Source organism: Bhargavaea ullalensis (assembly GCF_042432615.1).
GTDB lineage: Bacteria > Bacillota > Bacilli > Bacillales_A > Planococcaceae > Bhargavaea > Bhargavaea ullalensis.
Window position 1 is genome coordinate 108,253 of the sequence record NZ_JBHLWY010000042.1, and the last position, 15,565, is coordinate 123,817.

Genomic DNA, 15,565 nt, shown 5'->3' on the forward strand with positions numbered 1-15,565 from the left:
TCCCCTACGGCAGCCGTCTCAGCTGCCCGTCTTTCCATTCGAATTCCGCAAGGTCTTCCGCGATTTCGACGACCGGGAACAGGTCGGCGGCCTCGCCTGCCAGTTTGCGGGCGTCTTCTGGCAGGAAGCGCGCGCTGATGTGGTTGGCGATCAGGGCCCCCGCGCCGGCTTCGCGCGCAACCTGTGCGGCGTCGAGGATCGTCGAATGGCCGTACGGTGCGGCGAGATGGGCGGTTGCCCCGTCATAAGTGGCTTCGTGGACGACGATGTCCGCCCCGCGCGCCAGCTCGATCGAATTGGCCGTAAAGCGGGTGTCGCCGAGGATCGCGACCGTGAAACCGGGCTGAGGCGGTCCGGTGACGTCGCCGCTCCGGATGATGCTTCCGTCTTCCAGCACAACGTCCCGCCCTTCCTTCAATTCCCGGAGCAGCGGCCCTTTCGGCACGCCGGCTTCGGTCGCACGGTCGATGAGCAATTTGCCGGGGAGCGGCTTTTGTTCGATCCGGTAGCCGAAGCTCGGAATCACATGATCTAGCGGCTGCACCTCCACGCGGAACGTTTCGTCTTCAAAGACGGTGCCTTCTTCCACTTCATGCACCGCCAGCTCATAGTTCAGATGGGTTCTGCTGATCCGGAGGGTGACTTCGATCCATTCTGCCAATCCAACAGGCCCGTACAGATCGAGCCGCTCCGTGCCGCCGAGAAACCCCCTTGAGCCGAGCAGCCCCGGCAAACCGAAAATGTGATCCCCGTGAAGATGGGTAATGAAGATTTTCTCCAGTTTTTTCGGCTTCAGGGTGGTGTGCAGCATACGGTGCTGGGTTGCTTCGCCGCAGTCAAACAGCCAGAACGTCCCCCGCTCCTCAAGCAGCTTCAGTGCAAGCGCGCTCGTATTGCGCTGTTTGGACGGCATGCCCGCGCCGGTCCCCAAAAATTCAATCTGCATGTTTTCCCTGCTTTCTTTCCGGCGCCGTTTCCCGGATGCCCCGGGTCACGGCGCCCTTCCCGAATTTCTGTTCCAGTTCGCCGAGCGCCTTCAGCACCGGCTCTTCCCTTGCATGCTTTTCGTAGCTGAAGATGGACAACTGTTCGGTCGCCTCCGAGCGGCTGACGACCCGGCCCACGGTGACCCCGAGCAGGCGGACGGGCTGCCCTTCCCAGTGCCGGTCAAGAAGCGCCTCGGCCTCCCGGAAGATCGCTTCTTCCGCATACACCGGATTCGTCAGCGTCCGGCTCCTGGAATGGTTCACCCAGTCCGCATCGCGGATCTGCAGGGTCACGACGTCCCCCGCGAGTTCCCGGCGGGCGAGCCGGAGCGCGACTTTTCCTGCCAGCATCTTCAGCGTCTTTTTCAGCTCGTCCGGATCCGTCTCGTCGATCGGCAGCGTGACCGACCCGCCGACACTTTTCCGCTCGTTCGCGGATTCCGGATCGACGGGCCGGTTGTCGACGCCGTTTGCCCGGGCCTTCAGATAAAGTCCCCGCTTTCCGAGATGTTCGCGGAGAAGGCCGTCGGGCGCTGCGGCGAGTTCGCCGATCGTTTTGATGCCGACCGAGTTCATTTTCTCTTCCGTACTCTTTCCGACGCCGTGCATCTCGATGACCGGGAGCGGCCAAAGCACGGCGGGGACGTCTCGCTTCCGGAGAATCGTGATGCCCATCGGCTTTTTCATGTCGGAAGCGGTTTTGGCGAGGAACTTATTGGGTGCAATTCCGATCGAGCACGGCAGGTCCAGTTCCGCCAGCACCCGGCGCTGGATCTCCTCGGCCAGGCCGACGGCGGATCCCGGCCAATCGGTTTCCGTTACGTCCAGATACCCTTCGTCAATCGACACCGGTTCAATCAGGTCGGTGAACGTCGCCAGAAGCTGAAACATCGCGTTCGACGCTTCCCGGTACCGGTTGTGGTCAGGCGGGATGACGATGAGGTCCGGGCACTTTTTCCGGGCTTCCCACACGGGCATCGTCGTATAAACGCCGTATGCCCGGGCTTCGTAGGAACAGGTGACGACGATGCCGCGACGCTCTTTCGGATTGCCGGCGATCGCCACCGGCTTTCCTTTAAGCGACGGATCATGCGCCTGCTCGACCGACGCAAAAAATGAATTCATGTCGATATGGAAAATGATCCGGGCCTTGCTGCGTCCGCGGTTGTGCATCGCCATCTCACCTCCCTCTCTTCTTCCATTATATCAACGGCGGCACGCAATGCACAAAAACCGCATGGAAAAAGCGGGCGTCCGGCCCGCTTTTGTGTTCGTTCCTTATGACTGTTTCGCTGCTTCTTTGACGATTTCCACAAGCAGGTCCGCCAGCTTTTCAAGTTCTTCGACCGGCATGCGCTCGTTCGTCGTGTGGATTTCTTCGTAACCGACGGACAGCGTGACCGTCGGAACGCCGAAGCCGTTGAAGATGTTGCCGTCGCTTCCGCCGCCGCTCGTCATCAGCTGTGGCTCGCGGCCGACTTTGCGGATGGCGGCCGCCGCGGTGCGGATGACCGGGTCTTCTTCCCCGATCGAAAAGCCCGGGTACATGAGGCGGACGTCGGTTTCCGCCGAGCCGCCCATCAGGCTCGCCTGCCGTTCGAACGTCCGGACCATGTGCTCCGTCTGCTCGTCAAGTTTCGCTTTGTCGATCGAACGGGCTTCGGAGAGGATCTTCACTTCGTCGCAGACGATGTTCGTCGCCTGTCCGCCTTCAAACCGGCCGATGTTGGCCGTCGTTTCCGAATCAATGCGGCCGAGCGACATGTTGGCGATCGCCTTCGCCGCGATTGTGATGGCGGAAACGCCTTTTTCGGGCGCGACCCCGGCGTGCGCAGTGCGCCCCTTGATCACCGTCTCAAGCTTCGCCTGATACGGCGCGGACGTGACGATGCCGCCGACTTTTCCGTCCGAGTCGACCGCGTAGCCGTAGTCGGCCCGGATGGCGTCCGGCGACAGTTCCCTTGCGCCGGCGAGCCCGCTTTCCTCGCCCGCCGTGATGATGAACTGAATATCGCCGTGCGGAATGTTTTCCTCGTTCACCCGGCGCATCATTTCAAACAGTGCCGCGAGACCGGCTTTATCATCCGCCCCGAGGATCGTCGTGCCGTCCGAATAAATAAAGCCGTCTTCCTTCAACTGCGGCCGGATGCCCTTGCCGGGGGTGACCGTGTCCATATGGCAGGTGAAGTAGATCCGGTCGGCACCTTCCGCGTTTCCCTTCATCGTGGCGATCAGATTGCCCGCCCCGTGGCCGGAGCGCTCCGCGGAATCGTCTTCTTCCACTTCAAAGCCGAGCGCCTCCATCTTTTCTTTCAGCACCCCGACGATTTCCTGTTCGTGCTTTGTTTCGGAGTCGATCCGGACGAGCTCCATGAATTCCTCTACCAGCCTGCTTTGTGCCATGCTGCATTCTCCTTTCTTTTATCAAAACAGCAGGACGCACCGCCGCAAAAAAACTGCCGGTGCGTCCGTTCCCCGCATCAGAGCGGAATGTTGCCGTGCTTTTTCGCCGGCCGGTCTTCTTTCTTGTTGCGCATCATCTCAAGCGCCTGGATGAGCTTGATCCGCGTTTCGCGCGGGTCGATGACATCGTCGACCATGCCATGGCTGGCGGCGACGTACGGGTTCGCGAACTTGTTCTTGTATTCCTCGATCTTCGCCGCGCGGGTCGCCTCCGGATTGTCGCTGTTCGCGATTTCGCGTGCGAAGATGATATTCGCCGCTCCTTCCGGTCCCATCACCGCGATTTCTGCATTCGGCCACGCATACACGATGTCGGCGCCGATCGATTTCGAATTGAGCGCGACATACGCGCCGCCGAACGCCTTGCGGAGGATGACGGTCATCTTCGGCACGGTCGCCTCCGAATACGCATACAGGATCTTCGCGCCGTGGCGGATGATGCCGCCGTGCTCCTGTTTGATCCCCGGGAAGAAGCCCGTGACGTCCTCGAACGTGATGATCGGGATGTTGAACGAGTCGCAGAAGCGGATGAACCGCGCCGCTTTGTCGGACGAGTCGATGTCGAGTCCGCCCGCCATCACCTTCGGCTGGTTGCAGACGAGGCCGACGACTTCACCCTTGATCCGCGCGAGGCCGACGACGATGTTCTTTGCGAACTCCGACTGGACTTCCATGAACGAATCCGCATCGACGACCTGGTCGATCACCTTGCGCACGTCATACGGCCGGATCGTTTCGAATGGAACGATGTCTGCAAGATCCGGTCGGTCGTCTTTTTCCGCATCCGCTTCGAGCCGAGGCGGCATTTCGTTGTTGTTCTGCGGCAGGTAGGAAAGCAGCCGCCGGACGTCTTCGAGCACTTCCTGTTCGGACGCCCCGCGGAAATGCGCATTCCCGCTGATCGCATTATGTACTTTCGATCCGCCGAGGTCTTCGGAAGAGATCTTTTCACCGGTGACGGTCTCGATGACCTTGGGGCCGGTGATGAACATCTGGCTCGTCTTGTCGGTCATGAAGACGAAATCGGTGATCGCCGGGGAATAAACCGCCCCGCCCGCACACGGTCCGAGGATGACGGAGATCTGCGGAATGACGCCGGAATAAATGGCGTTCCGGTAGAAAATCTCGCCGTAGCCGTCAAGCGACACGACCCCTTCCTGGATTCGCGCGCCGCCCGAGTCGTTCAGTCCGATGAACGGAGCGCCGTTCTTCGCCGCCAGGTCCATGACGTTCGCGATCTTCATGGCGTGCATTTCCCCGAGCGCTCCGCCGAACACCGTGAAGTCCTGGGAGAACAGGTACACCGGGCGGCCGTTCACTTTCCCGTAGCCCGTCACGACGCCGTCCCCCGGCCCCTTCTGCTTGTCCATGCCGAAGTCCTGCGTCCGGTGGGTGACGAACGGGTTCAGCTCGACGAACGTTCCTTCATCGAGAAGGAGGTCGATCCGCTCTCGGGCGGTCAGCTTGCCCTTTTCGTGCTGCTTGTCGATCCGTTCGTCCCCGCCGCCGAGCTCGATTTCGCGCCGGCGGTCATACAGTTCATTGATCTTTTCATAGATATCCATCAGCTGATCACTCCCGGTCTCCGGATTTGTCGCAGAGTTCATAAAGCACGCCGTAGGACGATTTCGGATGCATGAACGCCACCTGCGCCCCGCCCGCACCCGGACGCGGCTCGTCCGACAGCAGCCGGACGCCGTGCGCCTTCAGCTCGTCCATCCGCTCCTGAATATCGGTCACCCCGAAGGCGATGTGATGTACGCCTTCCCCCCGCTTTTCGAGAAACTTAGCGACGGCGCTGTCTTCTGAAACCGGCTCCAGCAGCTCAAGTTTAATGTTGCCGGCATCCAGGAACGCCACCTTCAGCCCCTGGCTCGGCACGTCTTCCATGCCGATCAGAGGGATGCCGAGCGTATCCGTGTAATATGGCAAGGTTTCGCTGATGCTCTTAACGGCAATGCCGATATGATCCACGCGCTTCATTTCCTCATGCCCCCTTTTTGTATCCGCCTTCAATTGTACCGCGTTGAAGGAGAAATCTCTATATATTGCGCGAACAACGAAAAAACCGTAGAATGGTGGCATCATGAACGAAGGAGACCGAACGTGAACAAAAAAATTCAGAAAACCGTCGTATACATCATGATCCTGCTCATGGTCCTCTCCATGGTCGTCTTCGGGCTGAGCATGGCGCTTTAAATCCAAAGCGGAGATAGGTGGATCAGGGACAAAACGTTGATTGTATCCACGGAAACGTTGATTGTATTCGGATAAACGTTGATTGTATCAGCGAAAACGTTGATTGTATCCGACTGACACGCTCGCAGCAATCCGCTATTAGATAAAGCCGGTTCAACTAAAGCGTAACGTGCCGTTCTGACCGGCCGGCTTAGCGGAAGGCAGCGGAAATACGCGAGTAAGCGGGATAAACAATTTGCGTCTCACTCGCGGACGAAAGCGTCTCACTCGCGGGCAAAAGCGTCTCACTCGGAGCCCATTGCGACTCACTCACAGACGAAAGCGTCTCACTCGGAGCCCATTGCGTCTCACTCACGCACAAAAGCGACTCACTCAATCAAAAAAAGAGAACCGGACGCCGCCTCATGCGGTGCCGGTTCTCTTTTTCACATTAAAGCTCTTCGCAGTTTTCCTCGAACTGGGCCTGAAGGTTGACGACGACCGACATCGGGTCGTGGCCTTCGATTTCGTGGCGCGGCACTTCGCCGACCACTTTGCCGTCTTTCATGAGGACGAATGCCGGGGACGACGGAAGGTGGTCGTCGCCGAAGTGCATGCGGGCCTGTGCCGTCGCTTCCTTGTCCTGGCCGGCGAAGACCGTGACGAGGTGGTCCGGACGCTTGTCGTAGTGGACCGCGTGTGCCGCAGCCGGACGTGCGATGCCGCCTGCGCATCCGCATACGGAGTTGACCATGAAGAGTGTCGTGCCTTCGCGTTTCACCGCATCCTCCACGGCTTCTGGCGTTGTCAGTTGTTCATAGCCGGACGCTTCCATTTCGCTGCGAGCCTGGCGGATCATATCTTGCATAAACAGGTTCATGTCCATGTTCATGGTTGCCTACCCCTTTCGGTTCATTCATTCGAATTTTACCAGTTTGGCGACAGGACTGCAAAGGACCGGTCTCAGTCGCCGAGCAGCTTGTCCAGCGCCGCGGTGACGGTCAGTTTTCCGCTGAGGATTTCCTGCTCCAGGGCGCTGACCTGTTCTTTACGGCCGGTCTCTGCAAAGAAGCGCTCGATGAGCCGGTCCTCGATGGCCGCCCGGAACCATTCCTTCAGCTGCCCGTTCCTCCGGGTCTCCCACCCGCCGGACGCTTCGAGCTGTCCGCGGAACCGGACAATCGTCTCCCAGACATCCTCCAACCCCTCAGGAATGATGGATGAAACCGGCAGCACGGACGTCTGCCATCCCGGCGTCGCCGGCTGCAGCATCCGAAGAAACTGCTTGTATTCCCTCGCCGTCCGTTTGGCGGCGAGCACATTGTCTCCGTCCGCTTTATGGACGATGATGCCGTCGGCGAGCTCCATGATCCCTTTTTTCACGCCCTGCAGCTCGTCTCCCGCTCCGGTGAGCACGAGCAGGAGGAAGAAGTCCGCCATCCCGCGCACAGCCGTCTCGCTTTGCCCGACCCCGACCGTCTCGATCAGGATGACGTCATAGCCCGCGGCCTCGCACAGCAGCATCGTCTCCCGGGTTTTCCGGTGGACGCCGCCGAGCGTGCCGGAAGACGGGGACGGCCGGATGAACGCGTTCGGATGCCGGGCCAGCTCTTCCATCCGCGTCTTGTCGCCGAGGATGCTGCCGCCCGTAACGGTCGAACTCGGATCGATCGCGAGCACCGCGACTTTGTGTCCGGCCTCTGCGAGCATGAGGCCGAACGCCTCGATGAACGTGCTCTTGCCCGCACCCGGCACGCCGGTGATCCCGATCCGGATGCTGTTCCCGGAATCCGGCAGCAGGCCGAGCAGCAGCTCCTGCGCCGCCGCCCGGTCATCCGCCGAACGGCTTTCCAGCAGGGTGATGCCCTTGGCGAGCGCCAGGCGGGAGCCGTCCCGGATGTCCTGGCTCAGTTCTGCGACGGGCACCGGCCGCTTCTTTTTCACAAAACGCCTGCGGGGACCGGCCGCCATTCCGTCATGCGGGGGAACCCCGCCGGCCGGCCTCTCCTCTCCGCCGAAATGTCCCGTCAATCGGATGTCGCCTCATAGCCGAGGCCTTCGTAGATCGACTCGATCACTTTCTGGGCGGAAACCGGGATGACGGTGCCCGGTCCGAAAATCGCCGCGACGCCCGCTTCGTAAAGGAACTCATAGTCCTTCGCCGGGATGACGCCGCCTGCAAAGACGACGATGTCCTCGCGGCCGAGCTTCTTCAGCTCCGCAATGAGTTCAGGGATGAGCGTCTTGTGCCCGGCCGCGAGCGAGCTGACGCCGACTGCATGCACGTCGTTCTCCGCCGCCTGAAGCGCCGTTTCGGCAGGCGTCTGGAACAGCGGGCCGATGTCAACGTCAAAGCCGAGGTCAGCGAATGCGGTGGCGACGACTTTCGCCCCCCGGTCGTGGCCGTCCTGGCCCATCTTGGCGACCATGACGCGCGGACGGCGGCCTTCGTTTTCAAGGAACTCGTCCGCCATTTCCTTCACTTCCCGGATCGCTTCGGAGTCCGAGTAGTTCGTGCTGTATACGCCGCTGATCGAACGGATGACCGCTTTATGACGGCCGGACGCCTTCTCGATCGCATCGGAAATCTCCCCGATCGATGCACGGGTCCGCGCCGCATCGACGGCCAGCGCCAGCAGGTTCCCTTCCCCGCTTTTCGCCGCGTCTGTGAGCTTGTCGAGCGCCATGCGGACGACCGCCTCATCCCGGTCCGCCTTCATTTTCTCCAGCCGCTCGATCTGTTTGCGGCGGACTTCCGTGTTGTCGATATCGAGGATCTCGATCGGGTCTTCCTCGTCCGGACGGTATTTGTTCACGCCGATGATCGACTCGGCACCCGAATCGATCTGCGCCTGGCGCTTCGCCGCGGCTTCCTCGATCTTCATCTTCGGAACGCCGGTCTCGATCGCCTTCGCCATGCCGCCGAGCTCCTCGATCTCCTCGATGAGCGCCCAGGCCTTCTCCATCAGCTCATCCGTCAGCTTCTCCACGTAGTATGAACCGCCCCACGGGTCGATGACGTTCGTCATCTGCGTCTCTTCCTGCAGGAACAGCTGTGTGTTGCGGGCGATGCGTGCCGAGAAATCGGTCGGCAGCGCAATCGCCTCGTCAAGCGCATTCGTATGGAGCGACTGCGTATGCCCCATCGCCGCCGCGTTCGCCTCAATCAGCGTCCGCGTGACGTTGTTGAACGGATCCTGCTCGGTCAGGCTCCAGCCGGACGTCTGCGAATGGGTCCGGAGCGCAAGCGACTTCGGATTTTTCGGGTCAAATGACTTCATCATCTGCGCCCAGATCCGGCGCGCCGCCCGCATTTTGGCGACTTCCATGAAGTAGTTCATGCCGATCGCCCAGAAAAAGCTGAGCCGCGGGGCGAATGAATCGATATCGATGCCCGCCGCAAGGCCCGTCCGCACATATTCAAGTCCGTCGGCGAGCGTATAGGCGAGCTCGATGTCCGCGGTCGCGCCCGCTTCCTGCATGTGATAGCCGGAAATCGAGATCGAGTTGAACTTCGGCATGCGGTTCGATGTGTAGTCGAAAATGTCCGCGATGATCCGCATCGACATCTCCGGCGGATAAATGTATGTGTTGCGGACCATGTACTCCTTCAGAATATCGTTTTGGATCGTGCCGGCCAGTTTTTCGGGCGGAACGCCCTGTTCCTCGGCCGCCACAATGTAAAACGCCATGACGGGGATGACCGCCCCGTTCATCGTCATCGACACCGACATCTGATCAAGCGGGATGCCGTCAAACAGGATCTTCATGTCTTCGACGGAATCGATTGCAACGCCCGCCTTTCCGACGTCACCGGACACACGCGGATGATCGGAGTCGTAACCCCGGTGGGTCGCGAGGTCAAATGCGACCGACAGCCCCTTCTGGCCCATCGCGAGGTTCCGCCGGTAAAACGCGTTGCTTTCCTCAGCAGTGGAGAAGCCGGCGTACTGCCGGACAGTCCACGGGCGCGACACGTACATCGTCGGATACGGCCCGCGCGTGTTCGGCGCGATGCCCGGCAGGTCGGACAGGTGCGAGAGGCCGTCCAGATCCTGTTCTGAATAAACCGGCTTGATCTGGATTCCTTCATAGGACTCCACCGGCGCTGCGGACTCTGCTGCCCGGGTCGCTCCCTTCAGCACCGCGGATGGGTCCACCTTCGAAAAATCAGGCTTGTTCATGCTGCGTACCCCCTTCAAGAATCCCTTTCAGCTCTTCCAGCTTGGCGAGGATGTCCTGCCCGCGCCGGTAGAATCCGGACAGCCCGGCTTCCAGGAGCGCCGCCTCGTCTTCAAAACGTCCGGCCGCATCGAGCCTGAGCCTCTCCGGCTTGTCCCGGAGCAATCCGGCGACCACCGTTTCCGCCTGAGCGGCCGGCGCGCAGACGACCGCATAGCCGACCGCGTTCTCGCGGACATAGTGAAGCGCTTCTTCCGTATTGTCAAACAGCGGGGACAGCTCGGGGCGGATGCCGCCGACCGCAAGCACCCCGGCCGTGAAGTCGGACACCGGCTTGACGTCTTTGAGTGATCCGAACTGCAGCAGGTGGACGGTTTTCCCTTGGAGTGAAAGCCGCAATTCTTCAAACGGCACGGCCAAACGCCCGTCCGCTGAGCTTCCGGCTGCAGCCGCATGAATCGGTTCATCCGGATCCGCGTACTGGTTCGTTCCGATGAGCGAATCTTTCCGGAGGGCGAGCCGCCGGACGCGCTGTTCCTGGAGGCCGGACAGAAGATCAGTCAATGTCCCGTCGGCCGAAATGGCTTCATACCCGCCCTTTTCTTCGAATTCAATGAAAAGGGCCCAGGCTTTCCGGTAAAGCGCCTCCGTCAGGGTCTCTATGTAGTACGAGCCGCCAGCCGGATCGAGCACCCGGTCGGCATGGACTTCTTCCTTTAAAATGTGCTGAACGTTTCGGGCAACCCGTTCGGAAAACACCGAGCCGCCGGTCAGACGGTCAAAAGGCGCCACCGAAATGGCATCCGCCCCTCCGACCGCCGCCGAGAACGCTTCGTTCGCGGAACGCAACAGGTTGACGTATGGATCCGCAAGCGTGAACGTCCGGAGCGATGTGCAGGCGATGACCGGCACGGCGGGCTCCTCCACCCCGTATGCGCTTGCAAAAGAACGGAACATGAGCCGGAATGCCCGCAGTTTCGCCACTTCGGTGAAGAAATGCGTATCCACGGCGAATGAGAAGAACAGACGGTCCGCCATGGCAGTAAAGTCGTCTTCCCCCGCAGCGATGCCCGCCGCTTTTGAGAACGCAACGGCAAGCTCGGTCACAGCATCCGCACCCTGCATCTGCTCGTCCACCGTACTGATGCCGATTGTGCGGAGTGCCGGGAACAGCCGGGACAGATCCGCCGACCGCTCAACGTCCGCGAATCCCGTGACGAGATCGCGGCGTCCTTCATCGACCGCGCCAAATACACCAAGGAACGGATCGTCAGGAGCGCACCGGACATAGACCGGCCACTCGGTGATCAGTCCGGCCAATTCCTTTAGGACCGGCTTGTCCCCTTCTGTGGTCCAGCCGCCCGTATAGACGACCGCGCCGTTGCCACGGCTGATCGACTCCTTCGTCCGCTCAAGGAAAGCAGCGGGATCTTCCGAATAGGTTTCCTGAAGGATGGTCCAGTCCGTCCCCTTCATCCCCTGTCGGATGGCGGAAATACGCTCTTCCGTCCCGGCCGTCAGATCATCGGTTGTGTAAAGCGGCTTCAGTGTAATCCCTTCAGGTGTTTCGGTCTCGAGCGCTGCAAGCGGTTTCCCTTTCAGCGAAGCCTCGGCCGTCTCCCGCCATTTCTCCAGGGACGGCGAATCAAACGATGTGTCTTTCATCTCTTGGATGGTCATCTGCTTCCTCCCGATTCGAATTTTTCTTATTTTCATTTTACCGGAGATTCCTACATCTTGAAAGTTGAAACACGAAAACAGGCGAATCCGTTCCTATCCGCAGATAGGATCGGATTCGCCTAGCATCATGCCGCCCTTATGCTAGCCACCAAAAAAACGCCACTCTCACCAGACGATAAAGACGCAGGCAACACCATCTGCCGAGAGCCAACATCGATTGACCGCTTAAACGGATGCCACAGCAAACGGTACAACTTCAATGAGCGTTCTATTTGTTAGTTAGCGTCCATTTTCATCCCAGTCTTCATACGAATTAAAATTATGATTAGGGTCTACAAAGTCTCTTCCAGCTTCCATTAAGCTGCTAGCACATTCTTTACAAAAAGATTCACCATCTGTCAGTAATTCCGGGTCAAGTTGATTTTTAGAGAATTCTCCTCCACACTCATTACAAATATAATTTTTCATCAGAATCCCCCAATTTTAATAGTGTATCTAAACATTGATTTCACAGAAAAAATATGTGTTTTTACTAGGCGCAATTACAATGCGATACACACACTGTCCAGAAAAGAGCCTGACATTTTTATAGGAAAATATTTTTGTAAGTTATCACATGACACAGATAAACGATTCATTCGCAAAAAACCACCAAGGCCCTTGCTGCTAAATTATAATAAATCTTTAGTCCGAACAGGCCGCCAGTCAGTAAACCGACGTATTCTCCGCCGTAATGTTCTCCAGGATCTCCTTCACTCGCGCCAGGAAGTTTCCTGCAACCAGGCCATCAAGCACGCGGTGGTCAAGCGACAGGCAGAGGTTGACCATGTCGCGGACGGCGATCATGCCGCCGTCCATGACGACCGGCCGCTTGACGATCGATTCCACCTGCAGGATTGCGGCCTGCGGGTAGTTGATGATGCCCATCGACTGGACGGATCCGAACGAGCCGGTGTTGTTGACGGTGAATGTGCCGCCCTGCATTTCGTCGGATTTCAGCTTGCCGGAGCGGACTTTCGCCGCGAGTTCGTTCACTTCGCGGGCGATGCCCTTGACCGTCTTTTCGTCGGCGTCTTTGATGACGGGGACGAAGAGGGCGTCTTCCGTTGCGACGGCGATCGAGATGTTGATTGCCTTCTTCTGGATGATCTTGTCGCCCGCCCACATTGAGTTCATCATCGGGAATTCCTTCAGTGCCTGTGCGACCGCCTTGACGAAGAAGGCGAAGTACGTCAGGTTGAAGCCTTCCTTCTTCTTGAAGTCGGCTTTGAGGGAATCCCGGTAGCTGACAAGGTTCGTCACGTCGACTTCGACCATCGTCCACGCATGCGGCGCCTCGTGCTTCGAGCGCAGCATGTTGTTCGCGATCGCGCGGCGCACGCCGGTCACCGGAATCTCGATGTCGCCTGCTGCGGTCTCGACACCTGCTGCCGGACGCTCCGCCGGCTTGGATGAAGCGGCAGGCTGGGACGCAGCCGGTTGTGAAGGGGCAGGTGCCGCTTCTTTCGCCGGTTCTGCAGCCGGGCGGCTTCCTTCTTTCGGAATGTTGCCGGATTCGATCAGGCTCAGCAGGTCTTTCCGCGTGATGCGGCCGCCTTTGCCGGATCCTTCCACCTGGGACAGGTCAATCCCGTTCTCCTGCGAAAGCCGGAGAACGGCCGGGGAATAGCGCCCGCCCGCCTGTTTCTGCGAAGCCGGTGAACTGTTGGTGCCTTTCGTGCCGGACAGGTTTTCCGGCTTGTCGGAACCGGCGGCCGGCATTTCGTTCGCCGGCTCATCCGCTGCGGGGGATGCTTCAGGTTCCGCCTCCCCGCCGCCTTCCGTCTCGATCGTGCAGACGGGCGCGCCGACTTCAAGCGTCTCGCCTTCCCCTGCGAGCAGTTCCTTGATCGTCCCGGAGAAGGACGAAGGAATTTCCGCCGTTACCTTGTCTGTGTTCACTTCTGCGAGCGCATCGTATTTTTCAACGGTGTCGCCCGGTTTCACGAGCCATCGCTCGATCGTGCCCTCGGTCACGGATTCTCCGAGCTGGGGCATTTTAATCTGTTCGGTCGCCAATGGTAACCCTCCGTCCGATTTAGAATTCCGCAAGTTCCCGCATGGCCTTTTCGACTTTGTCCGGGTTGATCATGAAGAACTTCTCCATAGTCGGCGCATATGGCATCGCCGGCACATCCGGTCCTGCCAGCCGCTGGATCGGGGCATCGAGATCAAACAGGCATTCTTCGCCGATGATCGCCGCCACTTCGCTCATGATGCTGCCTTCTTTGTTGTCTTCCGTGACGAGCAGAACCTTCCCCGTCTTGGACGCCGCTTCGACGATCGCTTCGCGGTCAAGCGGATAGACCGTCCGCAGGTCGAGGATATGCGCGGAAATGCCGTCTTCCGCCAGGCGTTCCGCTGCCTGCAGGGCAAAGTGGACGGCGAGGCCGTACGTGATGACGGTGATGTCGTCGCCTTCTCGCTTCACATCCGCCTTGCCGATCGGCAGGGTGTAATCGTCCGCCGGCACTTCCCCCTTGATCAGGCGGTAGGCCCGCTTGTGTTCAAAGAACAGCACCGGATCCTCGTCGCGGATAGCCGCCTTCAGCAGGCCCTTCGCGTCATAAGGAGTGGAAGGGATGACGATCTTCAGCCCCGGCTGGTTGGCGAATACCGCTTCCACCGACTGCGAGTGGTAAAGCGCCCCGTGGACGCCGCCGCCGAACGGTGCACGCACGACGAGCGGGCAGCTCCAGTCGTTGTTGGACCGGTAGCGGATGCGCGATGCCTCGGAGATGATCTGGTTGACCGCCGGCATGATGAAGTCGGCGAACTGCATTTCCGCGATCGGGCGCATGCCGTACATGGCCGCCCCGATGGCGACACCGGCAATCGCAGACTCGGCGAGCGGCGAGTCGATGACCCGCTCTTCGCCGAACTCATCGTAGAGACCCTGTGTCGCCTTGAACACGCCGCCTTTCTTGCCGACGTCTTCGCCGAGGATGAAGACATTTTCATCGCGCTCCATCTCTTCTTTCATCGCGAGTGTGATGGCATCGATATAGGACATGACCGGCATCACTCGTCTCCCCCTTTCTCCGCGTACACATACTTCAGCGCATCTTCCGGCTTTGCATAAGGAGCCGCTTCCGCATAGTCGGTCGCTTCGTTGACGACCTTCTTCACTTTCTCTTCAAGCGCTTTTTCTGTTTCTTCGTCCAGGACGCCCGTTTCTTTCAGATAAGCGGCGAATCTTGGAATCGGATCTTTTTCGCGCTCTGCCTTCAGGTCTTCATCCGACCGGTACGCCCGGTGGTCGTCATCGGACGAGTGGGCGGTCAGGCGGTAGCAGATCGTTTCGACGAGCGACGGGCCTTCTCCGCTGCGCGCGCGGTCTGCCGCTTCTTTCATCACCTTGTATACTTCAAGCGGATCGGTGCCATCAACGGTGACGCCCGGCATGCCGTAGCCGATCGCACGGTCCGAGACGTGTTCGCACGCGAGCTGCTTTTCAATCGGAACGGAAATCGCGTATTTATTGTTTTCGACCATGATGATCGTCGGCAGTTTATGGACGCCCGCAAAGTTTGCGCCTTCGTGGAAGTCGCCCTGGTTGGACGAGCCTTCCCCGAGCGTCACGAATGTGATGAAGTCCTTTTTCTTGATCTTCGCGGCGAGCGCGACGCCGACCGCATGCGGCAGCTGGGTCGTGACGGGCGAAGAGCCGGTAAGGATCCGGTTCTTTTTCTGCCCGAAGTGGCCCGGCATCTGGCGTCCGCCCGAGTTTGGGTCTTCCGCCTTCGCGAATGCGCTGAGCATGAGTTCCTTCGGCGTCATGCCGAAATGGAGCACGACGCCCATATCCCGGTAGTACGGGGCGATGTAGTCTTTGTCTTTGTCGAGCGCGTAGGCGGCGCCGACCTGGGCGGCCTCCTGGCCCTGGCACGAGATGACGAACGGGATCTTGCCGGCCCGGTTGAGCAGCCACATCCGCTCATCGAGGCGGCGTGCCGTCAGCATCGTTTCGTACATGTGCAGGACGTCCTCGTTGGACAGCCCGAGCTCTTCATGACGGTTGTTGGTCACTTGGTTTT

14 protein-coding genes are annotated in these 15,565 nt (G+C 59.6%); 1 reads left to right on the forward strand and 13 read right to left on the reverse strand.

Annotation, left to right across the window (positions count from 1 at the left end):
- Positions 1–4: 4 nt before the first annotated feature.
- From rnz to mce, 5 genes are all read right to left on the reverse strand, one after another.
- Entirely contained in the window at positions 5–946 is a 942-nt protein-coding gene (gene rnz / locus ACFFIY_RS10610) for a ribonuclease Z (protein WP_354195377.1), read from the reverse strand.
- Positions 936–2,165 carry a DNA polymerase IV gene (locus ACFFIY_RS10615; protein WP_354195375.1) on the reverse strand — a complete coding sequence of 410 codons (1,230 nt, stop codon included), beginning with the start codon at positions 2,163–2,165 and terminating at the stop codon, positions 936–938. Before ACFFIY_RS10615 ends, rnz begins: the two co-directional genes overlap by 11 nt.
- Before the next feature lie 99 nt (positions 2,166–2,264).
- Positions 2,265–3,389 carry a M20/M25/M40 family metallo-hydrolase gene (locus ACFFIY_RS10620; RefSeq protein ID WP_354195373.1) on the reverse strand — a complete coding sequence of 375 codons (1,125 nt, stop codon included), beginning with the start codon at positions 3,387–3,389 and terminating at the stop codon, positions 2,265–2,267.
- Positions 3,390–3,466: 77 nt separating this feature from the next.
- On the reverse strand, positions 3,467–5,014 hold the full coding sequence (locus ACFFIY_RS10625) for an acyl-CoA carboxylase subunit beta (protein ID WP_354195371.1): 1,548 nt from the start codon (positions 5,012–5,014) through the stop codon (positions 3,467–3,469).
- 7 nt (positions 5,015–5,021) lie between these two features.
- On the reverse strand, positions 5,022–5,432 hold the full coding sequence (mce, locus tag ACFFIY_RS10630; protein ID WP_354195369.1) for a methylmalonyl-CoA epimerase: 411 nt from the start codon (positions 5,430–5,432) through the stop codon (positions 5,022–5,024).
- A gap of 123 nt (positions 5,433–5,555) precedes the next feature.
- Between mce and prli42 the strand changes: the two genes are divergently transcribed.
- Complete coding sequence (gene prli42, locus ACFFIY_RS10635; RefSeq protein WP_354195367.1) at positions 5,556–5,648, forward strand: stressosome-associated protein Prli42; 93 nt, start codon at positions 5,556–5,558, stop codon at positions 5,646–5,648.
- Positions 5,649–6,078: 430 nt separating this feature from the next.
- On the opposite strand, the gene ACFFIY_RS10640 is transcribed toward prli42, so the two are convergent.
- From ACFFIY_RS10640 to ACFFIY_RS10675, 8 genes are all read right to left on the reverse strand, one after another.
- Entirely contained in the window at positions 6,079–6,519 is a 441-nt protein-coding gene (locus ACFFIY_RS10640) for a BrxA/BrxB family bacilliredoxin (RefSeq protein ID WP_354195365.1), read from the reverse strand.
- Between the two features lie 71 nt (positions 6,520–6,590).
- Positions 6,591–7,598: a methylmalonyl Co-A mutase-associated GTPase MeaB gene (gene meaB / locus ACFFIY_RS10645; protein WP_354195588.1), complete on the reverse strand. Its 1,008-nt coding sequence runs from the start codon at positions 7,596–7,598 to the stop codon at positions 6,591–6,593.
- A 56-nt stretch (positions 7,599–7,654) separates the two neighbouring features.
- A complete protein-coding gene (gene scpA, locus ACFFIY_RS10650) occupies positions 7,655–9,811 on the reverse strand; it encodes a methylmalonyl-CoA mutase (RefSeq protein ID WP_354195363.1) in 2,157 nt (718 codons plus the stop codon).
- A complete protein-coding gene (locus tag ACFFIY_RS10655) occupies positions 9,798–11,489 on the reverse strand; it encodes a methylmalonyl-CoA mutase family protein (protein WP_354195361.1) in 1,692 nt (563 codons plus the stop codon). The genes scpA and ACFFIY_RS10655 overlap by 14 nt, the downstream gene beginning before the upstream one ends.
- Before the next feature lie 279 nt (positions 11,490–11,768).
- On the reverse strand, positions 11,769–11,957 hold the full coding sequence (locus ACFFIY_RS10660) for a hypothetical protein (RefSeq protein WP_354195359.1): 189 nt from the start codon (positions 11,955–11,957) through the stop codon (positions 11,769–11,771).
- Between the two features lie 237 nt (positions 11,958–12,194).
- Entirely contained in the window at positions 12,195–13,547 is a 1,353-nt protein-coding gene (locus ACFFIY_RS10665; RefSeq protein WP_354195357.1) for a dihydrolipoamide acetyltransferase family protein, read from the reverse strand.
- 19 nt (positions 13,548–13,566) lie between these two features.
- Entirely contained in the window at positions 13,567–14,550 is a 984-nt protein-coding gene (locus ACFFIY_RS10670; protein WP_354195355.1) for an alpha-ketoacid dehydrogenase subunit beta, read from the reverse strand.
- Positions 14,550–15,557: a thiamine pyrophosphate-dependent dehydrogenase E1 component subunit alpha gene (locus ACFFIY_RS10675; RefSeq protein ID WP_354195353.1), complete on the reverse strand. Its 1,008-nt coding sequence runs from the start codon at positions 15,555–15,557 to the stop codon at positions 14,550–14,552. Before ACFFIY_RS10675 ends, ACFFIY_RS10670 begins: the two co-directional genes overlap by 1 nt.
- Positions 15,558–15,565 lie beyond the last annotated feature (8 nt).